18 protein-coding genes, 1 tRNA gene, 1 pseudogene and 1 riboswitch are annotated in these 23867 nt (G+C 66.6%); of the genes and pseudogenes, 15 read left to right on the top strand and 5 right to left on the bottom strand.

Features of this window, described 5'->3' with window-relative positions; translation table 11 throughout:
• The first annotated feature begins 114 nt into the window (after positions 1-114).
• On the top strand, positions 115-1596 hold the full coding sequence (locus ACFV4R_RS08010; protein WP_377201850.1) for an MFS transporter: 1482 nt from the start codon (positions 115-117) through the stop codon (positions 1594-1596).
• Here the strand turns inward: ACFV4R_RS08010 and ACFV4R_RS08005 are convergent.
• Positions 1520-3757, bottom strand: coding sequence for a RecQ family ATP-dependent DNA helicase (locus ACFV4R_RS08005; RefSeq protein WP_377201849.1), 2238 nt, complete (start codon positions 3755-3757; stop codon positions 1520-1522). The two genes, ACFV4R_RS08010 and ACFV4R_RS08005, sit on opposite strands and share 77 nt — an antisense overlap.
• 142 nt (positions 3758-3899) lie before the next feature.
• On the opposite strand from ACFV4R_RS08005, the gene ACFV4R_RS08000 reads away from it, so the two are divergent.
• From ACFV4R_RS08000 to ACFV4R_RS07985, 4 genes are all read left to right on the top strand, one after another.
• On the top strand, positions 3900-5318 hold the full coding sequence (locus ACFV4R_RS08000; RefSeq protein WP_377201848.1) for a phosphomannomutase/phosphoglucomutase: 1419 nt from the start codon (positions 3900-3902) through the stop codon (positions 5316-5318).
• Between the two features lie 3 nt (positions 5319-5321).
• On the top strand, positions 5322-5810 hold the full coding sequence (locus ACFV4R_RS07995; RefSeq protein ID WP_377201847.1) for a hypothetical protein: 489 nt from the start codon (positions 5322-5324) through the stop codon (positions 5808-5810).
• Positions 5811-5825: 15 nt separating this feature from the next.
• A complete protein-coding gene (locus ACFV4R_RS07990) occupies positions 5826-6311 on the top strand; it encodes an RrF2 family transcriptional regulator (protein ID WP_377201846.1) in 486 nt (161 codons plus the stop codon).
• Positions 6312-6465: 154 nt separating this feature from the next.
• Complete coding sequence (locus ACFV4R_RS07985; protein WP_377201845.1) at positions 6466-7626, top strand: globin domain-containing protein; 1161 nt, start codon at positions 6466-6468, stop codon at positions 7624-7626.
• Between the two features lie 76 nt (positions 7627-7702).
• On the opposite strand, the gene ACFV4R_RS07980 is transcribed toward ACFV4R_RS07985, so the two are convergent.
• Positions 7703-9529: a phosphoenolpyruvate carboxykinase (GTP) gene (locus ACFV4R_RS07980; RefSeq protein WP_377201844.1), complete on the bottom strand. Its 1827-nt coding sequence runs from the start codon at positions 9527-9529 to the stop codon at positions 7703-7705.
• A gap of 276 nt (positions 9530-9805) precedes the next feature.
• Here ACFV4R_RS07980 and ACFV4R_RS07975 point away from each other — a divergent pair.
• The 6 genes from ACFV4R_RS07975 to ACFV4R_RS07950 all read left to right on the top strand — a co-directional run bounded on the left by ACFV4R_RS07975 (position 9806) and on the right by ACFV4R_RS07950 (position 15900).
• A tRNA-Arg gene (locus ACFV4R_RS07975) sits at positions 9806-9879 on the top strand.
• Between the two features lie 113 nt (positions 9880-9992).
• A complete protein-coding gene (locus ACFV4R_RS07970) occupies positions 9993-11447 on the top strand; it encodes a dihydrolipoyl dehydrogenase family protein (RefSeq protein ID WP_377201843.1) in 1455 nt (484 codons plus the stop codon).
• 70 nt (positions 11448-11517) lie between these two features.
• On the top strand, positions 11518-12372 hold the full coding sequence (locus tag ACFV4R_RS07965; RefSeq protein WP_377201842.1) for an ABC transporter ATP-binding protein: 855 nt from the start codon (positions 11518-11520) through the stop codon (positions 12370-12372).
• The gene (locus ACFV4R_RS07960) at positions 12369-14405 is read left to right on the top strand and encodes a YhgE/Pip family protein (protein WP_377201841.1); all 2037 of its coding nucleotides are present in this window, start codon (positions 12369-12371) and stop codon (positions 14403-14405) included. Before ACFV4R_RS07965 ends, ACFV4R_RS07960 begins: the two co-directional genes overlap by 4 nt.
• 74 nt (positions 14406-14479) lie before the next feature.
• Positions 14480-15214 carry a TetR/AcrR family transcriptional regulator gene (locus ACFV4R_RS07955; RefSeq protein WP_377201880.1) on the top strand — a complete coding sequence of 245 codons (735 nt, stop codon included), beginning with the start codon at positions 14480-14482 and terminating at the stop codon, positions 15212-15214.
• Between the two features lie 17 nt (positions 15215-15231).
• Positions 15232-15900 (top strand): hypothetical protein, encoded by a 669-nt coding sequence (locus ACFV4R_RS07950; RefSeq protein ID WP_377201840.1) that lies wholly within the window; start codon positions 15232-15234, stop codon positions 15898-15900.
• Here the strand turns inward: ACFV4R_RS07950 and ACFV4R_RS07945 are convergent.
• Positions 15801-16774, bottom strand: a pseudogene (locus ACFV4R_RS07945) (EamA family transporter). The gene ACFV4R_RS07950 and the pseudogene ACFV4R_RS07945 sit on opposite strands and share 100 nt — an antisense overlap.
• A gap of 72 nt (positions 16775-16846) precedes the next feature.
• Between ACFV4R_RS07945 and ACFV4R_RS07940 the strand changes: the two are divergent.
• Entirely contained in the window at positions 16847-17761 is a 915-nt protein-coding gene (locus ACFV4R_RS07940; protein ID WP_377201839.1) for a LysR family transcriptional regulator, read from the top strand.
• Here the strand turns inward: ACFV4R_RS07940 and ACFV4R_RS07935 are convergent.
• Complete coding sequence (locus ACFV4R_RS07935; protein ID WP_015936026.1) at positions 17739-18266, bottom strand: histidine phosphatase family protein; 528 nt, start codon at positions 18264-18266, stop codon at positions 17739-17741. The two genes, ACFV4R_RS07940 and ACFV4R_RS07935, sit on opposite strands and share 23 nt — an antisense overlap.
• Before the next feature lie 213 nt (positions 18267-18479).
• Positions 18480-19346 carry a winged helix-turn-helix domain-containing protein gene (locus ACFV4R_RS07930; RefSeq protein ID WP_377201838.1) on the bottom strand — a complete coding sequence of 289 codons (867 nt, stop codon included), beginning with the start codon at positions 19344-19346 and terminating at the stop codon, positions 18480-18482.
• Between the two features lie 1057 nt (positions 19347-20403).
• On the opposite strand from ACFV4R_RS07930, the gene ACFV4R_RS07925 reads away from it, so the two are divergent.
• From ACFV4R_RS07925 to ACFV4R_RS07915, 3 genes are all read left to right on the top strand, one after another.
• Entirely contained in the window at positions 20404-21144 is a 741-nt protein-coding gene (locus ACFV4R_RS07925) for a response regulator transcription factor (RefSeq protein WP_056076624.1), read from the top strand.
• A 6-nt stretch (positions 21145-21150) separates the two neighbouring features.
• Positions 21151-22644, top strand: a complete 1494-nt coding sequence (locus ACFV4R_RS07920) for a sensor histidine kinase (RefSeq protein WP_377201837.1) — start codon at positions 21151-21153, stop codon at positions 22642-22644.
• A 133-nt stretch (positions 22645-22777) separates the two neighbouring features.
• Positions 22778-22934: riboswitch (cyclic di-AMP (ydaO/yuaA leader) on the top strand.
• A 3-nt stretch (positions 22935-22937) separates the two neighbouring features.
• Positions 22938-23663: a hypothetical protein gene (locus ACFV4R_RS07915; protein WP_377201836.1), complete on the top strand. Its 726-nt coding sequence runs from the start codon at positions 22938-22940 to the stop codon at positions 23661-23663.
• Positions 23664-23867: the final 204 nt, after the last annotated feature.

Below are 23867 nucleotides of genomic sequence, written 5' to 3'. Positions count from 1 at the left end.
TTCGGCCCCGGTCCCTGGACCGGGGCCTTTTGCGTACCCGGGGAGGTTTGCTGGCGCCGTCCGGGGATCGGACGCACTCTGCTGGCGCGGGCTGCCTGGTGGCAGGATAAGCGGATGGCAGTAAGAAATCGGGCCCACGCGCAGGGGGACGCCGCGCAGGTATGGAGCCCGCGGCTGGCCCTCCTGGTGGCAGCAACGTTTTTCATGGAGTTCCTCGACGGGACAATCCTCACCACTGCCATCCCCAATATCTCAGCCGACTTCAGTGTTCCCGCGGCAGACGTGAACATCACCATGACGGCCTACCTGCTCACCGTCGCCGTCGGCATTCCCATCAGCGGCTGGCTGGCCGAACGCTTCGGGGCGCGACGGATCTTCTGCCTGGCCGTCGCCATCTTCACCGTTGCTTCACTGGCCTGTGCCCTCAGCCAGGACCTCACCACGCTGACGCTGAGCCGCATCGCACAGGGAGCCGGGGGCGCCATGATGGTTCCGGTGGGAACGCTGGTGGTGCTGCGCGGCACGCCTAAATCGGAGCTTTTGCGGGCCACGGCGTTCCTCGTCTGGCCCGGCCTGCTGGCGCCGGTCCTCGCACCCTTGGTGGGTGGCGCACTCACCACGTACCTGTCCTGGCACTGGATCTTCCTGATCAACCTCCCGCTGGGACTGGCGGCCTTCCTTGCGGCCCTGCGCCTGGTCCCATCGTCTCCTGGAGACAAAGGGCGGCGGCTGGACTGGCCCGGGCTGTTCCTCACCACGCTGGGCGTCGGTGCCCTGGTGGTTGGCCTTGAGCTGGCCAGCTCCCACCCGGACGGCCCCTGGGCGGCTATCAGTGCGGCGGCAGGTGCAGCCTCCCTGCTCGCGGCCGTGCTCTGGATGCGCCGGGCCAGCAACCCCCTGTTCAACTTGGAGGTATTCCGGACCCGCACCTTCCGCGCGATGGCCACCGGCGGATTCGTTTACCGGCTGACCATCAGCTCGGTTCCCTTCCTGCTGCCCCTGATGTTCCAGGCCGGTTTCGGCTGGACCCCTATCCACGCGGGCATCATGGTGGCAGCCGTCTTCATCGGCAATATCGGCATCAAACCGGCCACCACTCCCCTGATCCGCCGCTTCGGGTTCAAGGCCATGCTGGTGTTCGCATCCCTCGCCTCAGCAGCCACTTTTGCGCTGTGCGCCCTGCTGACCCCGGAGACTCCGCAGGTACTAACGTTTGGCCTCCTGGTCTGCAGCGGGGCGTTCCGCTCCATCGGGTTCTCGTCCTACGCGTCGGTGCAGTACGCCGATATCGTCCCCGCCCAGCTGACATCGGCCAATACCGTTTCGGCAACCCTGGTGCAGCTCGCAGCGGGTTCCGGAATCGCAGTGGCTGCCCTGCTGATCCGCATCTTCGACGGGCTTGGTTCATTCCCCCACGACGACGCCGGTCCGTACCGCGGAGCCTTCCTGGCCATGGCGGTCCTGATGCTGGCCAGTACCGTGGACAGTGTCCTGCTCCCGCGGCATGCGGGAGCAGCGGTCAACCGGCCTGCGCCAGAACCAGCGGAAGCACAGCCCCTGCCCCGGCCTGCCGAAGGGCACGCCCCGCGACAGTAAGGGTCCACCGGCTGTCCGCCAGGTCGTCGATCAGCATCACGCTCTGCCCCTGGACGGAAGCCAACGCCGCTTCTAGCTCGGGGCCAACCACCACCCGGTCCCAGACCCCGGCCAGCCGGTATGCGCTGTTGCCGCCCCGGCTTCCTGTGGGGCCTCCGTGGGCCAGCTGCAGGCCGCCGAGGTAAGGGATGCGGCCAATGTCCGAAATCCCGCGGGCGAGGGATTCCACCAGCTGCGGTTTGCCGCGCGACGGCATGCTCACGATCGCGGCCGGCCGGCCACCACCGCTCCAGCCCGCCGTCCGGGGGTCACCCGTTCCCCACTCCCGCAGGACCTGGACGCAGGCCTGCAGCATGGCAGGGTCCACCGGACGGTCTTCCGCGCCGGAGGCGAAGATTGTGCGCAGGGCGCCGCCCCAGCCAAGATCGGTCAGCCTGGCCAGGACGCGGCCCTCTGACAGCGCCTCCGGCGGCTTGATCTTTCCCTTGACCGGAACGCCCAGCCGGTCCATCCCGCTGGGCCACTGCAGCCGCGGCTCAAGGACGCCGCCGGCCCTGCTGAGCGTCTGCCCGGCCGCGTTCGTGGCATCAGCTGCGACGTCGGCGGGGAACCACTGCCCGGCGCAGTTGTCGCACCGGCCACAGGCGTGGGCGGTCTCATCGTCGAGGACGGACGTGATGTACTCCATCCGGCACCCGGCTGTGTCCTGGTAGATGATCATGGAGTCCTGCTCATCCACGCGGGCCTCGGCAATGCGCTGGTACCGCTCCGCGTCATAGACCCACGGCCGCCCGGTGGAGCGCCAGCCGCCGCCTACCCGTTCCACGGCTCCATCCACCGAGAGGACCTTGAGCAGCAACTCAAGCGGGGTCCGGCGCAGGTCCACGCGTGCTTCCAGCGCCACGGTGGACACGGCATTTCCCGCCTCGGCGAGCGCCGTCAGGACAGCGGCAGCTTTCTCCTCCGAGGGCATGGACGCGGTAGCGAAGTACTGCCAGATGTCTCGGTCCTCGGAGCCCGGCAACAGCAGGACATCGGCGTTGGCGGCTCCACGCCCTGCACGGCCCACCTGCTGGTAGTAGGCAACCGGCGACGACGGCGCCCCGAGGTGGACCACGAACCCAAGGTCCGGCTTGTCGAAGCCCATGCCCAGTGCGGACGTGGCCACCAAGGCCTTGACCTGGTTGTCCTTGAGCAGCTGCTCGGCGCGTTCCCGGTCTGCGGGGTCGGTACGGCCGGTGTAGGACAGCACCTCGTGCCCAGCCTCAGCCAAGAGCCGGGCGGTGTCCTCGGCGGCGGAAACGGTCAGGGTGTAGATGATGCCGCTGCCGGGCAGGTCCGACAGATGGGTCAGCAGCCACCCGAGGCGCTGACGGGCGTCAGGTAGCGCCAAAACGCCGAGCCGCAGCGAATCGCGGCCTAGGGCCCCGCGGATAGTGAGGACGCCGGCACCGAGTTGCTCTTCGATGTCGTGGACCACGCGGGAGTTGGCGGTGGCCGTGGTGGCCAGCACCGGCACCGATTCCGGCAACTGCTCGATGAGGTCTGCGATCCGGCGGTAATCGGGACGGAAGTCGTGGCCCCAGTCCGAGATGCAGTGGGCTTCATCGATGACCAGCAGTCCGGTGCGCCGGATCAGTTCCGGCAGCTGGTTTTCCCGGAAAGAGGGGTTGGTCAAACGTTCCGGCGAGACCAGGAGAACGTCAACCTGGTCCGCCGCAAGCTGTTCGCGGACGGTGTCCCACTCCAACTGGTTCGCCGAGTTAATGGCGACGGCCCGGACACCGGCCCTGGCGGCAGCCGCCACCTGGTCACGCATCAATGCCAGCAACGGCGACACGATCAGGGTGGGCCCCGCCCCGCGGCGGCGCAGCAGGAGTGACGCCACGAAATAGACAGCCGATTTGCCCCACCCGGTGCGCTGGACCACCAAAGTCCGACGGCCGCCGTCGACCAGTGCCTCTATGGCCTCGTACTGGCCATCGTGGAAATCTGCCCCCGAGTTTCCCACCAGCTCGCGCAGCACCGCCAGCGCCTGGCCGTGGGTGCCGGTACCGGAACCTCCCGGAGGGGAAGGCAGCGCAAAGGAAGCGGCAGCCCCAAAATCAGCGTCAGAGTCAGTATCGGTCTGGGAAAGGGTGGCGTTCCGGTTATCAACCATTGATTCAGTATCCCAGCCGCCCCTGACAACCAGCCTCCGCCCAACAGTTATGTGGAAAGGCCCACAGATCCCTTCCGTCACAATCACCAGCCCTCGTCTCCCCCTCCACAGGCACCGCACGGGTCCACGTAAGATAAAGCCCGTGACTAGCGAACAGACAACGACTTTTGACCTTTCGGCATCCTTCAAGGCCTACGACGTCCGCGGCATTGTGGGCGAATCGATCACCGCCGAAATCGTCGAAGCCGTGGGGGCCGCTTTCGTGGACGTCCTGCAGCTCGAAGGCCAGACCATCCTGGTGGGCGGCGACATGCGCCCCTCCTCGCCCGAGTTCAGCAAGGCTTTTGCCGACGGTGCTGCCACCCGCGGCGCCAACGTGGAACTGCTGGACCTGATCTCCACCGACGAGCTCTACTTCGCCTGCGGCCTCCTCTACCGGGCGGGGGCCACCTTCACCGCCAGCCACAATCCTGCCGGCTACAACGGCATCAAGATGTCCAAGGCCGGCGCTGTCCCCATCTCCTCCGAAACAGGCCTGAAGGACATCCAGTCCCTGGCCGAGCACTACCTCAGCACGGGGACCATCCCGGCTGCCGGCCAGCGCGGCCAGATTGGCGTGCGCGACGTCCTGAAGGAGTACTCCGAGTACCTCCGCAAGCTCGTGGACCTCTCGGGATCCCGCCGCCTGAAGGTTGTGGTGGATGCCGGAAACGGCATGGCCGGGCTGACCACGCCCGCCGTTCTGGGTGACGCCCTGCTGCCCAAGCTGCCGTTCGACATCATCCCTCTGTACTTCGAACTGGACGGTTCCTTCCCGAACCACCCCGCCAACCCGCTGGAACCGGAAAACCTCCGGGACCTGCAGGCCGCTGTCATCCAACACGGCGCGGACATCGGGCTGGCCTTCGACGGCGACGCCGACCGCTGCTTCGTGGTGGACGAAAAGGGCGAGCCCGTCTCGCCGTCGGCCGTTACCGGCATGGTGGCCCGGCGCGAAATTGCCCGAGCGAAGGCCCAGGGCGAAGCCACCCCCACGATCATCCACAACCTCCTTACGTCCCGCGCGGTGGCCGAGCTGGTGGAGCACGACGGCGGCCGGGCCGTCCGTACACGCGTGGGACACTCCTTCATCAAGGCAGTCATGGCCGAGGAAGGCGCGGTGTTCGGCGGCGAGCACTCGGCACACTTCTATTTCCGCGACTTCTGGAACGCGGACACCGGCATGCTGGCGGCCATGCACGTCCTGGCCGCACTGGGTGAGCAGGACGGCCCGCTGTCCGAGCTCGGCCGCGAGTACGAGCCCTATGTCAGCTCCGGGGAGATCAACTCCGAGGTGGAGGACAAGCCCGCCGCCGTCGAGCGCGTGCGTGCAGACTTCGCCGGCGAAGACATCACCATCGACACCCTGGACGGCAGCACCTTCACGGCCAACGACGGCAGCTACTGGTTCAACCTGCGGCCGTCCAACACCGAACCTTTCCTGCGGCTCAACGCCGAAGCGACAGACCAGGCCACGATGGAACGGGTCCGGGACCGGGTCCTGGCCCTCGTGCGGGCCTAACCCGTGGCTGACCATACCGGACCCGCCACGGCGGGGCAGGAAAGCTGGCGGGACTCTGTCCCCGAAGCCACGGCGACCGATCTTGAAAATCTCCTCGGAACCGGCGTCAGCGCCGCCCAGGAGCAGCTTCAGCGCGCCGGTGGCTTCCTCCCGTTCGCCCTCACGGTGCAGAACGACGGCGAGGTACGGCTGGTGGCCGTCTCCCCGGCGGACGCCGAGGGAGGAAGCGGCGCCGAGTTCGACGCTGACGCCATGATCAGCGACCTGAACGCGCTGTTGAAGCAGAACCGGGACGATTACCGCGCCGCTGCCCTGGTGTGCGACATCCTGCTGGTGGAGGAGGACTCCGACGCCATCCACGTTGCCGCCGAGCATCGGGACGGCTCGGTTTTCGCCGCCGTGCTTCGCTACGCGGCCAACGCCGCCACCCAGGCCTGGGAGTTCGGCCAGCTCGAGGCCGACTCCAGCGAGCCCGCCATCTGGGTGGACTAGACCAGGCGCCGCGCCATGAAAATCAACGCGTTTGCCGACGTCAGCCTGCGGGCACTGATGGTGCTGGCGGCCGTTCCGGGCGGCCAGCTCCTGACCACGCAGAACATTGCGGACTCCGTGGGGACGCCGTACAACCACGTCAGCAAGGCCATGGCCAGGCTCCGCACCATGGGGCTGATCGATGTGGAGCGGGGCCGCACCGGTGGTTCCCGGCTGAGCAGCGCCGGCCGGACAGCCACCGTGGGACAGATCCTGCGTGAGCTCGATACCCGCACGGACCCGGCCGACTGCATGACCGCCAACGGCAATTGCCCGCTGATCAATGAATGCAAGCTGCGCGCAGCCTTGGCCCGGGCACGCGAGGCGTTCTACCGTGAGCTTGATCCGGTAGTCATTGCCGACCTTCCGGGGTCCCGCCAAATGGCTCCCGTTTTCGAGATGATCGGCCTCCGCCCGCAACTGCTGGAACCGCTCCGTCCGAGCGTGCAGCGGGGGCAGTAGCCAGCCCCCGCACCACCCCCAGCCGGGAGCTTTCTCCCAGTTTGATTTCAAACTTCTACGAGGTGTAGAACTAAGGCAGAAATACTTGTATTTCAAATGCAAGCATTTCGCCAAGGCCGGACGAAGGCCCCGGTCCCAACCTCAGGAGTCCGCAATGCTCTCGGATAAATCCCGCCCCGTCATCGAAGCCACACTGCCACTGGTGGGGTCACGGATCGGCGACATTACCCCCAAGTTCTACGCCCGCCTGTTCGCCGCACACCCGGAACTCCTCGATGGCCTTTTCAGCCGCTCCAACCAGCGGAACGGCAGCCAACAGCAGGCCCTGGCCGGAAGCATCGCTGCTTTTGCGACCCACCTGGTCAACAACCCGGGCACCCTGCCGGAAACCGTGCTGTCCCGCATCGCCCACCGCCACGCCTCCCTCGGCATCACCGAACCGCAGTACAAGGTGGTCTACGAGCACCTGTTCGCCGCGATCGCCGAGGACCTGGCCGAAGTGATTACCCCGGAAATCGCAGAGGCCTGGACCGAGGTCTACTGGCTCATGGCAGACGCGCTTATCAAACTGGAAAAGGGCCTGTACGCGGCCCAGGCCAACGGCAGGATGTGGGCGCCGTGGCGAGTGGCCGCCAAGACGCCGGCCGGCGTCGGATCCATGACGTTCACCCTGGAACCAGCCGACGACACCCCCATCACCGAAGCACTTCCGGGCCAGTACGTCAGCGTCAAGGTCCAGCTTCCGGACGGCCTGCGCCAGGTGCGCCAGTACTCCCTGTCGGGCGAAGCCGGCACCAGCCGCAGCTTTACCACCAAGAAGGACGACGGCGGTGAGGTCTCCCCCGTCCTGCACAACAATGTCCACGTGGGCGACATCCTCGACATCTCGAACCCCTACGGCGAAATCACGCTCAAGGAAGGCGACGGCCCGGTGGTCCTGGCCTCGGCAGGCATCGGCTGCACCCCTACGGCCTCCATCCTGCGCTCGCTCGCCGAAACCGGCTCCGACCGGCAGGTCCTCGTGCTGCACGCGGAAAGCACCCTGGACAGCTGGGCCCTGCGCGGCCAGATGACGGATGACGTGAAGCGCCTGGAAGGTGCCGAGCTGCAGCTCTGGCTGGAGCAACCGGTGGACGGTGCGAAGGAAGGATTCATGTCCCTGCGCGAGGTGGACCTTCCCGCCGATGCGTCCCTGTACCTGTGCGGTCCGCTGCCGTTCATGAAGAACATCCGCAACGAGGCCATCAACGCCGGCATCCCGGCAACCCGCATCCACTATGAAGTCTTCGGCCCGGACATCTGGCAGGCTTCTTAAAAGCAAAAGTACGACGACGGCCCCGCACCTTCTCTGCAAAAGGTGCGGGGCCGTCGTCGTACTCAGCGAAGAAGTGCTAGGCCAGGCGGGACTTCAGGCCGCTCAGCTCGGACTGCAGCGCCTGCGGGAGCGAGCCGCCGAAGTTGTCGAACCACTCCTCGATGGAGGCCAGCTCGGTGGCCCATTCGGCGGGGTCAACCTTGACGGCTTCCTCCACCTGGGCGGGGGTCATGTCCAGGCCTTCGAGGTCAATGGCCTCGCCCGTGGGAACGAATCCGATGGGGGTTTCGACAGCGTCGGCCTTGCCCTCGAGGCGCTCAATGGCCCACTTGAGGACGCGGGCGTTGTCGCCGAACCCGGGCCAGGCGAAGCCGCCTTCGGAGTTCCGGCGGAACCAGTTGACCAGGAAGATCTTGGGCAGCCGTTCAGGGTTGGCCTTGGCGGACAGGTTGACCCAGTGGTTCAGGTAGTCGCCTGCGTCGTAGCCGATGAAGGGCAGCATGGCCATGGGATCGCGGCGGACCACGCCCACCGCACCGGCTGCAGCTGCAGTGGTTTCGGAGGACAGGGTGGAGCCCATGAAGATGCCATTGGACCAGCTGCGGGCCTCGGTCACCAGCGGGATGGTGGTCTTGCGGCGACCGCCGAACAGGATCGCGGACAGCTCCACACCCTCCGGGCTGTTGTATTCCTCGGCAAGCATGTCGATCTGGTCGATCGGGGTGCAGAAGCGGGAGTTCGGGTGCGCAGCGGGCTTGTCCGAGTCGGGCGTCCAGGAGTTGCCCTGCCAGTCCGTCAGGTGCGCAGGGGTTTCCTCGGTCATGCCCTCCCACCACACGCCGCCGTCGTCGGTCATCGCAACGTTGGTGAAGATGCTGTTGCCCTTGGCGATGGCGCGCATGGCGTTGGGGTTGGTGCCCCAGCCGGTACCGGGGGCCACACCGAACAGGCCGGCTTCGGGGTTAACGGCGCGGAGCTCGCCTTCCTTGCCGAAACGCATCCAGGTGATGTCGTCGCCGAGGGTCTCGACCTTCCAGCCGCTGATGGTGGGATCAAGCAGCGCAAGGTTGGTCTTGCCGCAGGCGGACGGGAAGGCAGCGGAGACGTAGTACGTCTTCTGCTCGGGCGAGGTGAGCTTGAGGATGAGCATGTGCTCGGCCAGCCAGCCCTCGTCGCGGGCCATGACGGAAGCGATACGCAGGGCGTAGCACTTCTTGCCGAGCAGGGCGTTGCCGCCGTAGCCCGAGCCGAACGACCAGATGGAGCGCTCTTCCGGGAAGTGGACAATCCACTTGTCCGGGTTGCACGGCCAGGGCACGTCGGCCTGGCCCTGCTCCAGCGGCGCACCCAGGGAGTGCAGGGCCGGAACGAAGAAGGCGTTGGTCTCGGTGATGCGGTCCAGGACATCGGTGCCGATGCGGGCCATGATGCGCATCGAGGCCACAACGTAAGCGCTGTCGGTGATTTCGACGCCGAACTTGGGGTCCTCCGCGTCAAGGTGGCCCATGACGAAGGGGATGACGTACATGGTGCGGCCGCGCATGGAGCCCGCGAACAGGCCGCGCAGCTTCTCCTTCATCTCCGCCGGAGCCATCCAGTTGTTGGTGAAGCCGGCGTCGCGCTTGTTCTCGGAGCAGATGAAGGTCTGCTCCTCGACCCGGGCGACATCGGCCGGATCGGAGAAAGCTGCGAAGGAGTTGGGGAACAGGTCCTGATTGAGCCTGGTCAGCGTGCCGGCGGCAACGAGTTCATCGGTGAGGCGCGCGTTCTCCTCTTCGGACCCGTCAACCCAGTAGATGCGGTCCGGCTGCGTCAGCTCAGCAACTTCTTCGACCCATGCCAGCAGTCCGGCATGTGTGGTGGGTGCTTCGTCAAGCAGCGGCTTCTGTGCCAGATCGCCCATTGCGGTTCCCTTCCTCGGGTTCATCGGTGTGTCCTAAATGCTATGGTCCGGACCAGTGCCGGTTTTCGGCAGTTTGCTTGCTACAACTTTGCTCAAAATGCGGATTCCGCGAGATTTCAAGGAATATTTGTGGAAAATTCTACGATTAAGTGAGGAAGGTCACCTAGACCGGTCTAGTAGCGCAGATAACAGCGCTCTCGATTTGGCACTCCGTCGAGACTCGCGTAAAGTAATTCGAGTTCCAAGGAGAGCGGTTCTTCTCCAGGAACACGAGATGCGCCCATAGCTCAGCTGGATAGAGCGTCTGTCTACGGAACAGAAGGTCAGGGGTTCGAATCCCTTTGGGCGCACAAATGAGGTCCGCACCGGTTCGCCGGTGCGGACCTTTTGCTTTAAGCCCCAGGCTCTCAGGCCACCCGCGCCCGCCAGCCCTTGCCCCGCCTCCCCGGCGTAGGCTGTCCCCATGATTCCTGAGCCTGCTGGGCGCGAGTATGACGTGGTAATAATCGGTGCCGGAGCTGCCGGCGAAAACGTGGCGGACCGCGTGGTCAAGGGCGGGCTCACCGCCGTACTCGTTGAGGCCGAACTGGTGGGCGGTGAGTGCTCATACTGGGCCTGCATGCCCTCCAAGGCCCTGCTCCGGCCGGGCACCGCACTGCACGGAGCGCAGACGACCCCCGGCGCCAAGGAGGCCGTCACCCGGACCCTGGATGCCAAAGCCGTCCTCTCCCGCAGGAACTACTTCACCTCCAACTGGACGGACGACTCACAGGTGGACTGGGTCAAAGATTCCGGCATCGACCTGATCCGCGGCCACGCCTTCCTCACCGGGCCCCGGACTGTTGAGGTGGCAGGGCTGGACGGAACAGACCACCGCCTCAACGCCCGGCACGCCGTGGTCCTGGCCACCGGATCGGTGCCCACCCAGCCGCCCATTGACGGGCTGGCGGACGTTCAGGTCTGGAGCAATCGGGAAGCCACCTCGGCCAGCGAGGTACCGGCCCGGCTGGCAGTGCTGGGCGGCGGCGTGGCAGGAACTGAACTGGCCCAGGCCTTTGCCCGGCTGGGCTCGGCAGTAACGCTCGTTGCGCGGAGCGGCCTGCTGGGAAGCTTCCCGGAAGAAGCCGCCGGGCTTGTTGCCGCCGGCCTGCGGGCTGACGGCGTGGACCTTCGCCTCCACACGGCCACGCAGCGGATCGGCATGGACGACGACGGGACGTTCAGTATCGAGCTCGGCGACGGTTCCAGCATCACGGCCGACAAGGTCCTGGTCTCCACGGGCCGGCACCCCGCCCTTGAGGGACTTGGCCTGGAAAGCGTCGGTTTCGGCGCGGGCGCGGACGGGCGCTTGATCCTTGAAACGGACAACACCGGACTGGTCCAGGCCGCGCAGGGTGACGGGGACTGGCTGTATGCGGTGGGCGACGCCGCGGGCCGCAATCTCTATACGCACCAGGGCAAATACGAGGCACGCGCCACCGGGGACGCCATTGCGGCCCGCGCCCAGGGAGAACTGGATGGACGTCCGGCGGACTGGAGCCGTTTCGCCCAGACCGCCAACGATCACGCCGTCCCCGGTGTGGTCTTCACCGACCCGGAACTCGCAACGGTGGGCCGCAGTCTCCAGCGGGCCCGCAAGGACGGCTACAACGTCTCGTCAGTGGAGCTCCCCATCCAGGTTGCGGGGTCCTCACTGCACTCCGAGAACTACGAGGGCTGGGCGCAGCTGGTCATCGACGAAGACCGGAAAGTCCTCCTGGGCGCTACTTTCGCCGGGCCGGACGTGGCCGAGCTCCTGCACGCGGCGACCATCGCCGTCGTGGGTGAAGTTCCGCTCCACCGGCTCTGGCATGCGGTCCCCGCCTATCCCACCATTAGCGAGGTGTGGCTGCGCCTGCTGGAGAAGTACGGGCTATAGGGGCCAGTATTTGAACTGACCGGTCAGTTTGGTTAGTCTTGACGCAGACACTTTCTGTGAAAGGCTCCCCTTGCTCTCAGCACGCCAGCTTTCCGTCAAAGGCCGCCGCGATCCCCTGCTCCCTCCCACCACGCTTGCCGTGGAGCGGGGACAGCTCCTGCTGGTGGCCGGTGACCGCCAGGACCAGCGCACGGCCCTTGCCCTCGCCCTCAGCGGGCGGATGAAATCCACCGGCGGCTCGGTCACCTGGGACGGGCAGCAGCGCACCCGGCAACTGCGGCTGGCCAGTGCCCTGGTGGACTCCCCCGGCGTGAACGAGCCGGAGGAACACCTGAGCGTGCGCGACCTCGTGACGGAGGACCTTGCCCTGGTGCCGCGCCGCTACCGGGGTGCGCTGCTCAGCGGCCCTTGGCTCAAGGTGAACCGCTTCGAGGACATCGCGGGCCTCTGGACCGAACAGCTGGACCCCGCCCGGCGGCTGGAGCTGCTAACCGCCCTGGCGCTGGCCAACCCGCATACCGACCTCCTCGTGGTGGACTCTCCGGACAGGCACAGCGCGGACAACGCCGCCTGGCTGCCCCGCCTGCAGCAATTGGCGTCCGACGCCGGAAGGCCGCTCGCGGTCATCGCCACCGTGCGCGCCCTCCCGCCGTCGTGGGACGGCCCGTCCGCCGTTGTGGGCAACGCTGCTGCGGCAAATGCGCCCGTGACGGAAACGGGCGAGCCGATTGATGGCGGGCAGACTGCCCACCACGAAGCGGGCCCCCACAACGAAGCGGGCATCCACAATGAAACGCCGGCGGACCATCCGAGGGACAAGGAAGCCTTCACCACGGGCGCCCACAGCCTCGAAGGCCCGGCCACACCTGCACACACCGGGCAGCATGTCCGGACCGATGAACTCGAAACCGAGGTTGCCAAGTGACAGTCATCCGGCTGGCCCGTTCCGAACTCAAGCGCATGACGGGCGGCCTGTTGCCCAAGCTGACCATCCTGGCGCTGACCATGGTCCCCCTCCTGTACGGGGCCGTCTACCTGTACGCCAACTGGAACCCCTACGGCCACCTGAACAACCTCGATGCCGCCCTGGTGGTGGAGGATACGGGGGCCGGCAGCAGCGACGGTACCCGTCTAGAGGCCGGGGCGAAGGTAGCGGACAGCCTGGTGGAGGGCAATGTCTTCCACTGGATCCCGGTGGAAAGCTCCGCGGCAGCGGATGAGGGCGTCAGCAGCGGCCAGTACGCCTTTGCCCTGAAGATCCCGAAGGACTTCTCAGCCAACCTGGCGTCACCGGGCAGCTTCGACTCCGCGAGCCAGGCGATGCTCAACGTCACCACCAACGATGCGAACAACTACCTCCTCAGCACGATTGTGGACAAGCTGACCACTGCGGTTCACACCACGGTGGCCACCGAGGTGGGTGAGGAAACCGCCAACCAGCTGCTCACCGGCTTTGGAACCATCCACACGCAAATGGTGAAAGCGGCCGACGGCGCGGGGCAGCTGGCGGACGGCGTCGCCACCCTCCGCGACGGCACCGTGACGCTGCATCAGGGAACCACGGATCTGAGCAGCGGAGCCTCCCAGCTCCAGGCGGGGCAGCTGAAGCTCCGGGACGGCGCCAACCAGCTCACCGACGGCGCCGGACAGCTAAGCAGCGGGCTGTCCATATTGAAGGACAAGACCGGTTCGCTCCCCACCGACTCGCAGACGCTTGCGTCCGGCGCGGCGCAGGTGGCCGCCGGGAATGCCCAGCTCAACACCAAGGTCCAGGATGTGGCAACACAGCTGGGGGCGGCGGACCAGGGGCTGCGGGCACGGGTACTTGAGTCGAACAGCAGGCTGGTGGCCTCGGGTGTCCTGACGCAGGAGCAGGCCAACGCCATCCTTGCCGACTTCGATGCCGCGGCAACGTCCAGCCCGGTGGCCGCCGCCAAGGCGAAGCTGCAGTCGGACGCGGCCCAGATCCAGCAGCTCGCCGACGGCTCCGAGGCCGTGAGCGTGGGCGCCGCGCAGCTGGCCGCCGCCACGCCCGCCCTGAAGGATGCCATCCGGCAGGCCTCCAGCGGCGCCGACCAGCTCCATACCGGTGCCGCCACCCTGGCCACCGGCGAGCAGGCAGCGCTGGACGGTACCTCCAGCCTGGCCGCGGGAGCCCAGAAGCTCGATTCCGGTGCTGCCCAGCTGGCCGAGGGTGCCGGCACGGCCGCGGACGGTTCACGCACGCTGGCCGACGAGATCGGCAAGGGTGCGGGGCAGGTTCCCAACCCCGACGACGCCCAGAAGGACAACCTGTCCAGGGTCATGGCAGATCCGGTTGCGGTCAGCAACGTTTCGCAGGCCAAGGCCAACTCCTACGGCGCCGGGCTGGCCCCGTTCTTCCTCACGCTGGCCCTGTGGATCGGCATTTTCATGCTGGTGCAGGCCATGCGCCCCATCACCCAGCGGGCGCTGGCCTCCAATGCCCCGTCCTGGAAGATCGCACTGGGCGGCTGGCTCCCCTTCCTGGCTGTATCCGTTGTGCAGGCGTCCCTGCTGACCCTGGTGGTGAACGTCGCCCTGGGCCTGAACCCCGCGCATCCGGTGATGATGTGGCTGTTCATGCTGGCGGCGGCCATGGCGTTCAGCGCCTTGATCCAGGGGATCGTTGCGCTGCTGGGCTCCCCCGGCAAGCTGGTGGTGCTCATCCTGCTGGTGCTCCAGCTCGTGTCCTCGGGAGGCACCTTTCCCTGGCAAACCACGCCGCAGCCCCTGCATTTGGTGCACGAGATCCTTCCCATGGGGTACGTGGTGACCGGAATGAGGCACCTGATCTACGGGGCGGACCTGTCCATGATCCTGCCCACCGTGGCCGGGCTCCTGGGCTACACGCTGCTGGGTACCGTGATGTCCACGCTGGCAGTGCGCAAGAACAAGTACTGGACTTTGAAGACGCTCAAGCCGGAGATTGCCGTATGAGCAAGGACCCGGAGGATACGGGCGCTGCCTTGGCAGACGGGGCATCGGCAGGTGCGGTCCTGGAAACGGCGGAAATGGGCACCCACCCGTTGGACGTTGCGAAAGCGCGGCGGCCGGCCCGGACCACGGCCACCCGGCAGAAGCTGTTCGACGCGTCAATGGCACTGATCGGCGAGCGCGGGGCCGCAAACGTGACGGTGGACGAAATCGCCGCGGCCGCAGGGGTTTCGAAAGGTACGGTCTACTACAACTTCGGCAGCAAGTCCGAACTGATCGCCCAGCTGCTGAGGCATGGTGTGGACATCCTGAAGGCCAGGCTGCTGGGAGCCGCCGACGCCGGAAGCCCCCGTTCCGGACGCCCGCGCAAGGGCGGTAAGACCGGCGGTGCCGAAGCCGGGAGTTCCGTCGCCCCAGCCGGGGATCCCTCCGTTTCGGCCGGGGATCCCCTAGTGGCCATGGAGGCGATGATCGGGCAGGCCATGGATTTCATGGCCGAGTACCCGTCCTTCGCCCGGCTGTGGGTGAGCGAGAACTGGCGTATCCCCAGCGAGTGGCAGGGCACCTTCGCGGTGCTTCGCGGAGAGCTGTTGGAGGTGGTGGGGCAGGCTGTGGACAACGTGGCGAAGGCCTACCCGGTGGACGAGTCCGTACCCCGTGGGAGCCTTGAAACGGCCATCTTCGGCGCCTGCTTCGTGGTGGGCCTGGACCGGCAGACCTACAACCCCGAACGAACCCGTGACCAAAGCGTTGCAGCAATCATGGCCATCATGCGCGGCTACGTCCTGAAGGATGCGCACGCTCGGGGATGATGGAGCACATGCGTCACATGGGCAACAGCGGAAAGTTTGCGGTCATTTGCGGCATCGTCGCGGCCGGGCTGCTGGTCCTGACCGGACTGACGCTCGCGGAGCCGGTGTTCCTGGCCTTCCTTGGCGTCCTGGCGCTGGCCTATGTGGCCGCCGTCGCGGAGCTGCTGGTCCGGCGGCGTCGCCTGGCCCTCCTGGCAACGGGTGCGGGTACCAGCATCACTATCGCGTGCTCGCTCGCATTCCTGAGCACCTGGGAGCTGGCGTTCGACGGCGAGTCATCCTTCATCGGCACCCCGTTGCCCACGAACGATCCGGACAACTACTTCATGGTGGCCGCGGCCGCCGCTGCGGGGACCCTCGCGGTCCTCTTCCTGGGCGCCGCGTGGCCGTCCCGCCGTCGTGCCGGCACCGGGCGCAAGCCTGCGGCGGCGGGACGCAGGCCGGTGGCAGCCGGACGCAGGCCGGTGGCAGCCGGACGGCCCGTTGGACGGGGAACGGAACCGAACCCCGCGCAGCGTTCGGGCGTGCAGCGGTCAGGATCGCAGGGTTCGGGCGTGCAGCGGTCAGGATCGCAGCGTTCGGCGGCTCAGCGTGCCCCGGGGACCCGGCCGCCGGCCAGGTTGCCGTCCACGCCTGCCCGCCGCCCGTCGCCGAAATCGGGCAACGGCTCAGCCACCGGCCGCTGAGGCGGCCGGTGGCTGAACGTCACCACCGCCGTCGCCACGCCTGCAAGGAGCAGCAGCCCGCCCCCAATTTCCGTTGGTGTGGGAATTTCCGCGAGGACCAGCCAGGCCGTGCCCATTCCCACCACCGGGACCAGCAGGGTGAACGGAACAACGGCCGACGACGGGTGGCTGGCCAGCAGCCGGTTCCAGATTCCGTAGCCCACCAGCGAGGCGAACACGGCCGTGTACAGTGCGCTCAGCAGCGTGGGTGCTTGCAGGTGCCCTAGTGTCCCCAGCACCGCGCCGGGGCCATCCACCACCAGTGACAGGCAGAACAGGGGCAGCGGCACCACAGCGCCGGACCACACCACCAGGCCCAGCCCCGAGGCCGCCCGCGCCTTCCGGGCAATGACGTTCCCGGCGGCCCAGGAGAGTGCGGCCGCGAGGACGATGAGGAAGGGCAGCAGGGGTGCTACGGCGCTGCGGCCCACGGCAACGACGGCCAGCCCCGCCACGCCCAGGACCACCCCGGCAAGCTGGCGGGGTCCGGGCCGTTCACCAAGGAAGAGGGCGGCCAGCAGGACGGTCAGGAGCACCTGTGCCTGCAGCACCAGGGAAGCGAGCCCTGCCGGCATTCCCAGCGCCATGGCCAGGTACAGGAGCCCGAATTGCCCGGCACTCATGAAGAGGCCGACGCCGATAATCGCCTTCCAGCTGACATCCGGCTTGCGGATGAAGAAGATCCACGGGATCACCACCAGGACGAAGCGCATGGCCACGAACAGCAGCGGCGGGACGTCCCCTCCCCGGGGTGCAGCCCGATGTCGATGGCCACGAAATTCAGGCCCCACAGGATGGCTACCAGGACGGCAAGGAGGGAGTTGCGGAGGTTCACCACATCAGAGTGGCAGAATCACCAATGAAGCACCAGCGTTTATTTCTGCTGGCAATCGTGTAGTTTTGCTTCATGATTGATATCGGGTCACTCCGGGCCCTGGCCGCGATTGAACAGCATCGATCCGTCATTGCAGCCTCCGAAGCCATGGGCTTCAGCCCTTCGGCCGTCTCCCAGCAGGTCAAGAAGCTGGAGAAGGAAGCCGGCTTTGCCGTGCTGGAACGCCGGGGACGGGGCGTGCTGCTCACTGAACGTGGCGTGGCGCTGGCAGCCTATGGGCGGCGCATCCTTGCCGAACTCGAAGAACTCCAGTCCACCCTGCTGGCAGATCCAGCCAAGCCCAGCGGGCAGCTGCGGGTGGTGGCATTTTCTACAGCATGCCGCGGGCTGGTGGGGCCCCTGCTGGGCAATCTGGCCACGGCCGAAAGCGACCTGGACGTCAGCGTCCTGGCCGAAGACCCACGCGAGGCCGTGGCACGCGTGGCAAACGGCGAGGCAGACCTGGGACTGGTGCACAACTGGAATTCCGTGCCTCTGGTGATTCCCGAGCATCTGTCCTTGGAGTGGCTGTGCGAGGACATCGCCGACGTCCTGGTGCACAGCAGCCATCCTCTGGCCGGGCGCTCCGGCGTCACGCCGGCGGACCTGGTGGATGAGAAGTGGATCAGCACCCCGCAAGGAGCCATCTGCAACGAAGCCCTGCTAAGGATCTTCGCCGACCTCGGCCGGGTTCCCGGCATCAAAGTCTACGACCCAGACTTCGCCACCCACATCGCCCTCGTGGAGCAGGCCGCAGTGGTGGCCCTGGTTCCGCGGCTGGGCCGTCCCGCGTTGCCTGAAGACGTGGTTGCCGTGCCCGTCACGGACCCGGTCCAAGCGCGGCAGGTGGGCATAGTCCACCGCAGGACCATGAGGGCCAGCCCGGGCATCCGGTATGTGTCAGAACTGCTGCGCGAGATCGCTGCTAGTGGGCCCGGGGAACCTTGAACCTGGTGATGCGGGCGTCCTGCCCGTCCAGCTCGGCCCACGACTTTTCGGTTTCCAGGACCGTCAGCGCGCTGGTGGGATACCGGGTGGCGGCGTCCATATAGGCGTCATGGTCGGAATCCCGGGAGGCCAGGTGCATCGCCAGGTCCTGGACACCCGGCAGGTGCGAGATCAGCATCAACGTGGTCACCGTGTCCGGAACGTGGTTGACCACGGCAAGCATGCGCAGGGCCGAAGCGGCATACAGCCCGTCCTCGAGCTTGGGCGTAGGAGCCTTGTCCCCCAGCTCCGAACACACCCAGGTGCAGGTCTGTCGGGTACGCAGGGCACTCGAGCACAGGATGAAGTCAGGGACGATGTTGTGCTTGAGCAGCCACTTCCCAGCCAGCGGCGCCTCCCGGTGGCCGCGCTCCTCCAGGGGCCGCTCATGGTCGGCAACCCCGCCGGGCCAGTCCGCCTTGGAGTGCCGCATGATCACAAGCCGGCGAAGATGGTGCTCACTCATGGCCCAAGCCTAACGCCCAAAAACACCAGCCGCGGAGGCCACCCACTCACGGGCCCGAACGCACGAAAGCGGCGTTTCGCGTAGTGCCGCATCGCCGGGGCCCACGCGGCCAGGGTTCCCTGGCCGAGCTTGCGAGGCGAGGGAGGCCGCGGGGCGGAACGAAGGAGGTGTCGAAGGCACGGCGAAATGCCGCTTTCGTGCGTCGGTGAAGGACTAGATCGAGTATTCCGGAGCGGCCCAGACGACGACCTCGGGGTGCTCGTAGAACCGGTAGCCCTGGCCGCGGACCGTGCGGACGGTGTTGGCCAGCCGGCCGAGCTTGGAGCGGAGGCGGCGGATGTGGACGTCGATGGTGCGCTCGTTGGGGACCTCTTCGGCGTTGCGCCACAGTCCTTCGAGCAGTTCGTCACGGCCCACCGTGCGGGTGCCGTTTTCCACCAGGTAGTTCAGGAGTTCAAACTCCTTGAAAGTCAGGTTGAGGGATTCGCCGTCGAGGTGGACTTCGCGGCGGGCGAGGTCGATCAGGACGCCGGAGGGGCGGGGCTCCTGCGGCTGCTGGGGCCGGGGTGCCTCGGTGCGCTGCCGGGCGTTGACGGTGGGGTCGCCGAAGGTGGAACGGACCACGTCGAGCGCGGAACCGGGGGTGCCGGCAGGGGCAACCGCCACGGCGGCGTAGCTTTCGGCGCCGGTCACCAGGGACTGGGCGTAGGCGCGGATTTCCTGGGCAAGCTTGGCAATGGAGGTGCCGGCAGCTGCAGCGGTTTCCTCGTCAATGCCCATGTACAGCACGAACCCGCGGGCCACGTTTTCGTTGGCAACCGGCCGGACGGCGTTGGGCCCGGCCACCACCGGGGTGGGGGCGGTGAGGGGCGCCGCGGTCTCCGTAGGCTGCACGGCGCGGAGCTGGCCGTAGGAGTTGGGGTTGTAGCCCTGGGGTGCGTAGCCCTGAGCCGGGAAGCTGTTTCCGGACGTCGGAGCAAGCGAGGGGCGGGGGCCGAAACCGGGGCGAAGGCCAGACGGCTGGCCGGCCTTGGCGGCGTTACGGACGGAGATGTGGACGTATCCGGATGCAACTGACATGGAATGCTTACCTCAATGTGAATGGCCGCCAGAGCGGCACTCGAATGCTGGGTTTCCCCGCACTGCGAATGGGGAGGGGCGCCCGACGCTGGGCTGGGGGCGAATGCCTAAGAACTTCGAAGGGTGTGGAAGGTCAGGCGTGCATTCGACAACAGCGCATGTCGGCAGCAGCTGATGTGCTGGGCCAATATTCTGCGGCTGCAGGTGCTGTTGAGTTCTTGTTCACATTGGAAGTGTGCAGCGTAACAATGGCAACTTGCAAGTAACAATGGGCAGAATCGTCCGCATCGTGAGACAAAGCGGCAAAATGTGCGACAGATCACGATTCTGGGAAGGTCAAATAATAACGTTCGTTATCCGAGAATGAGCCTTCGGTAGGTCATTTGATTGAACTATCTTCGATAAATGTGCAATCTATCGAATCACTCCGAATTTCAATCGCTTGACATAGAATCCATCCACCGGAGGGTCTCCACTGTCCAATTCGTTGCCGCCTGCTAGCGGTCTTTTCGGCTCCCGACTACCCGAACGAAGCCACCGCGGCGGCGTCTCACATTGCGCCGGCCGTTCAGTTGCTGGTGCTCCCCGCACCCGGCTGCTGCCGTACCGGGCGCCGTCGCAAGCAGTATGGTCTGGGCCGTGTAGCTGTCCGAGGATTTGAGGGCGGTAACGCGGACGGTTAACCCGGATCTGACTTCCGAGATGCCCAAGGTGCCACCCGTGCTGCCGCTGCCCCGGTTATCCAAAGCCCGGCTGCCCAATGCCCGGCCGTCCAAAGCCCCGGGCGCCCCCTCTGCCGGGTACGGCTGCGGTGCGCCCCACCCTGCCGGCTGTTCCTGCCACCGGTCCGCGTCCGCCGTCGTACTCCCCCATCCGGCGGGCTGGCCGCTGAACGGGAGCGGCCCAATCCCGGGACGGCAGTGCTGACCGTGACATTCGGACCTTGGCGCCGACGCTGCCACACCCGCTGCGACGCCCAGCTGGCTAGGCTGGGATTCACAGCTGGGGCACAGGAAGCCCAAAGCCAGCCTATATCGAAGGATCGGAGAGTTGTCCCATGGCCACCTCGCACTCCATGACCAACAACCTCCCCAAGCTCTCCCACCCGGACGGCTCCCCTATCCGCGCCTTGGTGGTGGACGACGAACCGAGCCTTTCCGAGCTGATGAGCATGGGCCTGCGGATGGCGGGGTGGTCCGTGGCAGTGGCAGCGGACGGGCCCGAGGCGGTGAAGCTGGCCAAGGACTTCCGCCCCGACGTCCTGGTGCTGGACGTGATGCTTCCGGGGTTCGACGGCGTGGAGCTGCTGGGCAGGATCCGCGCCTTCGCGCCGGAGGTGCCAGCCCTCTTCCTGACCGCCAAGGACGCAGTCCAGGACCGTATCGTCGGCCTGGCCGCCGGCGGTGACGACTATGTCACCAAACCGTTCAGCATGGAGGAAGTCATCCTCCGCCTGCACCGGCTGGTCCAGCGCTCAGGCGTCGCAGCCATGGACACTGCCGAATTGGTGGTGGGCGACCTGGTGCTCAACGTCGACACCCGGGAAGTCACCCGCGCCGGTGATGATGTGCAGCTGACGGCCACCCAGTTCGAGCTGCTCCGCTACCTCATGGAGAACCCCAAGCGCGTCATCAGCAAGGCGCAGATCCTTGACCGGGTGTGGGACTACGACTTCGGCGGCCAGGCCAACATTGTGGAGCTCTACATCTCCTACCTCCGCAAGAAGATCGACGCCGTCCATCCGCCTATGATCCACACCGTCCGCGGGGCCGGCTACGTCATCAAGCCGGCAGAGTAGCTCGCCATGGCCACTTCAGAAGCTCCCTACGCCCGGAGTTGGCTCAGGCCGGCAACCTGGCACCTGCGTACCCGGCTGATCGCCCTGGCCATGGCCCTGCTCATCGCCATCTGCGGCGCCGTTGGCATCGTGAGCTACGCATCGATGGACGCCTTCCTGACCCGGCAGCTCGATGACCAGCTCAGCCAGGCCGCAAACCTTGCCGACAACCCCGGCCGCCCGCCGTTTGGCGGCTTCAATGGACGGGACCCCCTGGACGCCAGGGGCCAGAGAATCGGCACAGTGAACGCGAGCATCCGCAACGGCCAGGTGAGTTCCGGCGGTTTCCTCGCCTCGGACACCACCCGCCAACCCTTGTCCACGGAGGACAAGGAGACGCTCCTTGCACTCGACGCCAACTCCCAGCCGGTGGACCGTTCAATGTCCAGCGGTGACTATCGGCTGATCGCGGTCCAAACAAACTCCGGCGATGTCCTGGTCACGGGACTCCCCCTGGCTACCAAGGAAAGTACCCTCAGGTCCCTGGTGTGGACCTTCGTGTTCGTATCGTTGGGCGGTTTGCTGTTGATCGGCCTGGTGGGGACGGTACTGATCCGCCGCACCATGAAACCCCTGGAACAACTTTCCGAGGTTGCCACCCGGGTGTCTGAGCTGCCCCTTGACGCCGGTGAGGTGGCGCTCGCCGTCAGGGTGCCGGCGTCGAACTCCAACCCGGGCACCGAAGTGGGCAGTGTGGGGCATGCACTGAACCTCATGCTGGACAACGTGGCCAGCGCCTTGGAAGCCCGGCAGAAGAGCGAAACCAAGGTGCGCCAGTTCGTGGCGGATGCCTCGCACGAGCTCCGCACCCCTCTGACCGCCATCCGTGGTTACACCGAGCTGATGCGGATGACCGAGGACTTCACACCCGACGGTCAGAAATCGCTGGCCCGGGTACAGAGCCAGTCCGAGCGGATGACGGCACTGGTGGAGGACCTGCTGCTCCTGGCGCGGCTGGATGAGGGCCAGCCGCTCAAGCTGGCCGAGGTGGATCTGACGCAGCTGGTGGTGGAAAGCGTCAGCGACGAAAAGGTCATGGCCCCCAGCCACACCTGGCGGCTGGATCTTCCTGCGGAGCCGGTGCTGATCCACGGGGACGGCGCGCAGCTGCGGCAGGTGCTCATGAACCTGCTGTCCAACGCCCGCAAACACACCCCTGCCGGAACCACCGTGGTTGCCGGCGTCAGTACGGCACCGGACGGCGCCGCTGTCGTAACGGTCACGGACGACGGCGGGGGCATCCCGGCGGACTTCGTGGACCACGTCTTTTCACGCTTCGCCCGCGCAGACGCGGCCCGCAAGGGCAGCGGCGACCAGGCCGGCGCGGCCGTTGCCGAGGGCACCAGCGGGCTGGGCCTTTCCATCGTCCAGTCCATCGTGGAAGCGCACGGAGGCCGGGTAACGGTCACATCACGGCCGGGGATGACGGAGTTCGCGCTCCGTCTGCCAACCGTGCCCTGAATTCGCCAAGGCGACGCGCCGACGTCGTGATGTCTGTTACCTAAATGTGACTTAAGCGCCGCTCTCCTGTACCGTCGATATGGTGCGGTTCCCGTTCGGGCCGCATATCCGGATGACGCCAAGCTCTGCCACTTCCCGGATTTCGCTTGAACTGAGGCAGAGGCGGGGGACCCACGTCCCGGGCAACGCAGTACTGCCCTTGGGGTTAAGCCAGCACGTGTATTTGCCGTGCGGCCGGATGCCCTCATCCGAACCCGACAGCTAACTCCGCAGGTGTGAGAGGCGAATCAAACATGTCTAAATTCACGGTAAAACCACGCCCAAAATCGGCTCCCAGCCACAGCGCGCAGCCTGAAACCCGCAAGAAGTCTGCCTTCGGCAAGCGCGCGGCGGTCCTCGCCGTGTCCGCAGCGATGCTGGTAGGCGTCGGCGCCGCAGGCCAGGCCACGGACGGATTTTCCCGCGTGGCAGCCACCGGTGCCGAGTCCCCGGCTGCCGCCGATTCCCAGATGAGCATCGAGAAGAGTGAAATCCGCTCGAACCCGGCCGCGTCCGCGCCCGCCGAACTCAAGGTGCAGCCCCAGGAGGCAGCACCGGCACCCGCACCCGCGGCAGAACCTGCCCCGGCTGTAGCGCCTGCACCGGCACCGGCACCGGCACCCGAGCCTGCTCCGGCCCCCGCTCCCGAGCCTGCCCCCGTCGTCGCCGTCAACGACCCTGCCGGCGCACAGGCTTACGCATCCGGCCAGCTGGCCAGCTACGGGTGGGCGCAGGACCAGATGCAGTGCCTGGTCACCCTGTGGACCAAGGAGTCCGACTGGACCACCACCGCTACCAACGCCAGCAGCGGCGCCTACGGGATCGTGCAGTCTCTGCCCGCCGAGAAGATGGCGAGCGCCGGTCCCGATTACCTGACCAACTACCGCACCCAGATCAACTGGGGCCTGAACTACATCAAGGAGCGCTACCAGTCCCCGTGTGGCGCCCTGAACTTCCACTTGGGTAACAACTGGTACTAAGAACCCGCACTGGCTGAGGCCCTTCCGACCGGCCGCCGCCGAACCTTCCCGGTTCAGCGGCGGCCGTCGTCGTCTCCGCAGCCATGCGTGCGAGGTAGCAGTTTTTGGAGTTGACCCTCCGGCCGCCGAGCGGATTGGCACCTGCTTCGCCGTGGCGGCGAAATACCGCGAAGGCGTCGTGGTCCGGGGGGCCAGAACGTGCCG

It is taken from the genome of Pseudarthrobacter sp. NPDC059871, from assembly GCF_042731175.1.
GTDB lineage: Bacteria > Actinomycetota > Actinomycetes > Actinomycetales > Micrococcaceae > Arthrobacter.
Note: the sequence above shows the minus strand (reverse complement) of the source record. Positions and strands in the feature narration are given on the sequence as shown.

Coding starts and splice junctions, on each gene's coding strand:
- ACFV4R_RS08010 (WP_377201850.1), top strand. CDS start 115: ATGGCAGTAAGAAATCGGGCCCACGCGCAGGGGGACGCCGCGCAGGTA.
- ACFV4R_RS08005 (WP_377201849.1), bottom strand. CDS start 3,757: ATGGTTGATAACCGGAACGCCACCCTTTCCCAGACCGATACTGACTCT.
- ACFV4R_RS07990 (WP_377201846.1), top strand. CDS start 5,826: ATGAAAATCAACGCGTTTGCCGACGTCAGCCTGCGGGCACTGATGGTG.
- ACFV4R_RS07985 (WP_377201845.1), top strand. CDS start 6,466: ATGCTCTCGGATAAATCCCGCCCCGTCATCGAAGCCACACTGCCACTG.
- ACFV4R_RS07980 (WP_377201844.1), bottom strand. CDS start 9,529: ATGGGCGATCTGGCACAGAAGCCGCTGCTTGACGAAGCACCCACCACA.
- ACFV4R_RS07970 (WP_377201843.1), top strand. CDS start 9,993: ATGATTCCTGAGCCTGCTGGGCGCGAGTATGACGTGGTAATAATCGGT.
- ACFV4R_RS07955 (WP_377201880.1), top strand. CDS start 14,480: ATGGGCACCCACCCGTTGGACGTTGCGAAAGCGCGGCGGCCGGCCCGG.
- ACFV4R_RS07950 (WP_377201840.1), top strand. CDS start 15,232: ATGGGCAACAGCGGAAAGTTTGCGGTCATTTGCGGCATCGTCGCGGCC.
- ACFV4R_RS07940 (WP_377201839.1), top strand. CDS start 16,847: ATGATTGATATCGGGTCACTCCGGGCCCTGGCCGCGATTGAACAGCAT.
- ACFV4R_RS07935 (WP_015936026.1), bottom strand. CDS start 18,266: ATGAGTGAGCACCATCTTCGCCGGCTTGTGATCATGCGGCACTCCAAG.
- ACFV4R_RS07930 (WP_377201838.1), bottom strand. CDS start 19,346: ATGTCAGTTGCATCCGGATACGTCCACATCTCCGTCCGTAACGCCGCC.
- ACFV4R_RS07925 (WP_056076624.1), top strand. CDS start 20,404: ATGGCCACCTCGCACTCCATGACCAACAACCTCCCCAAGCTCTCCCAC.
- ACFV4R_RS07920 (WP_377201837.1), top strand. CDS start 21,151: ATGGCCACTTCAGAAGCTCCCTACGCCCGGAGTTGGCTCAGGCCGGCA.
- ACFV4R_RS07915 (WP_377201836.1), top strand. CDS start 22,938: ATGTCTAAATTCACGGTAAAACCACGCCCAAAATCGGCTCCCAGCCAC.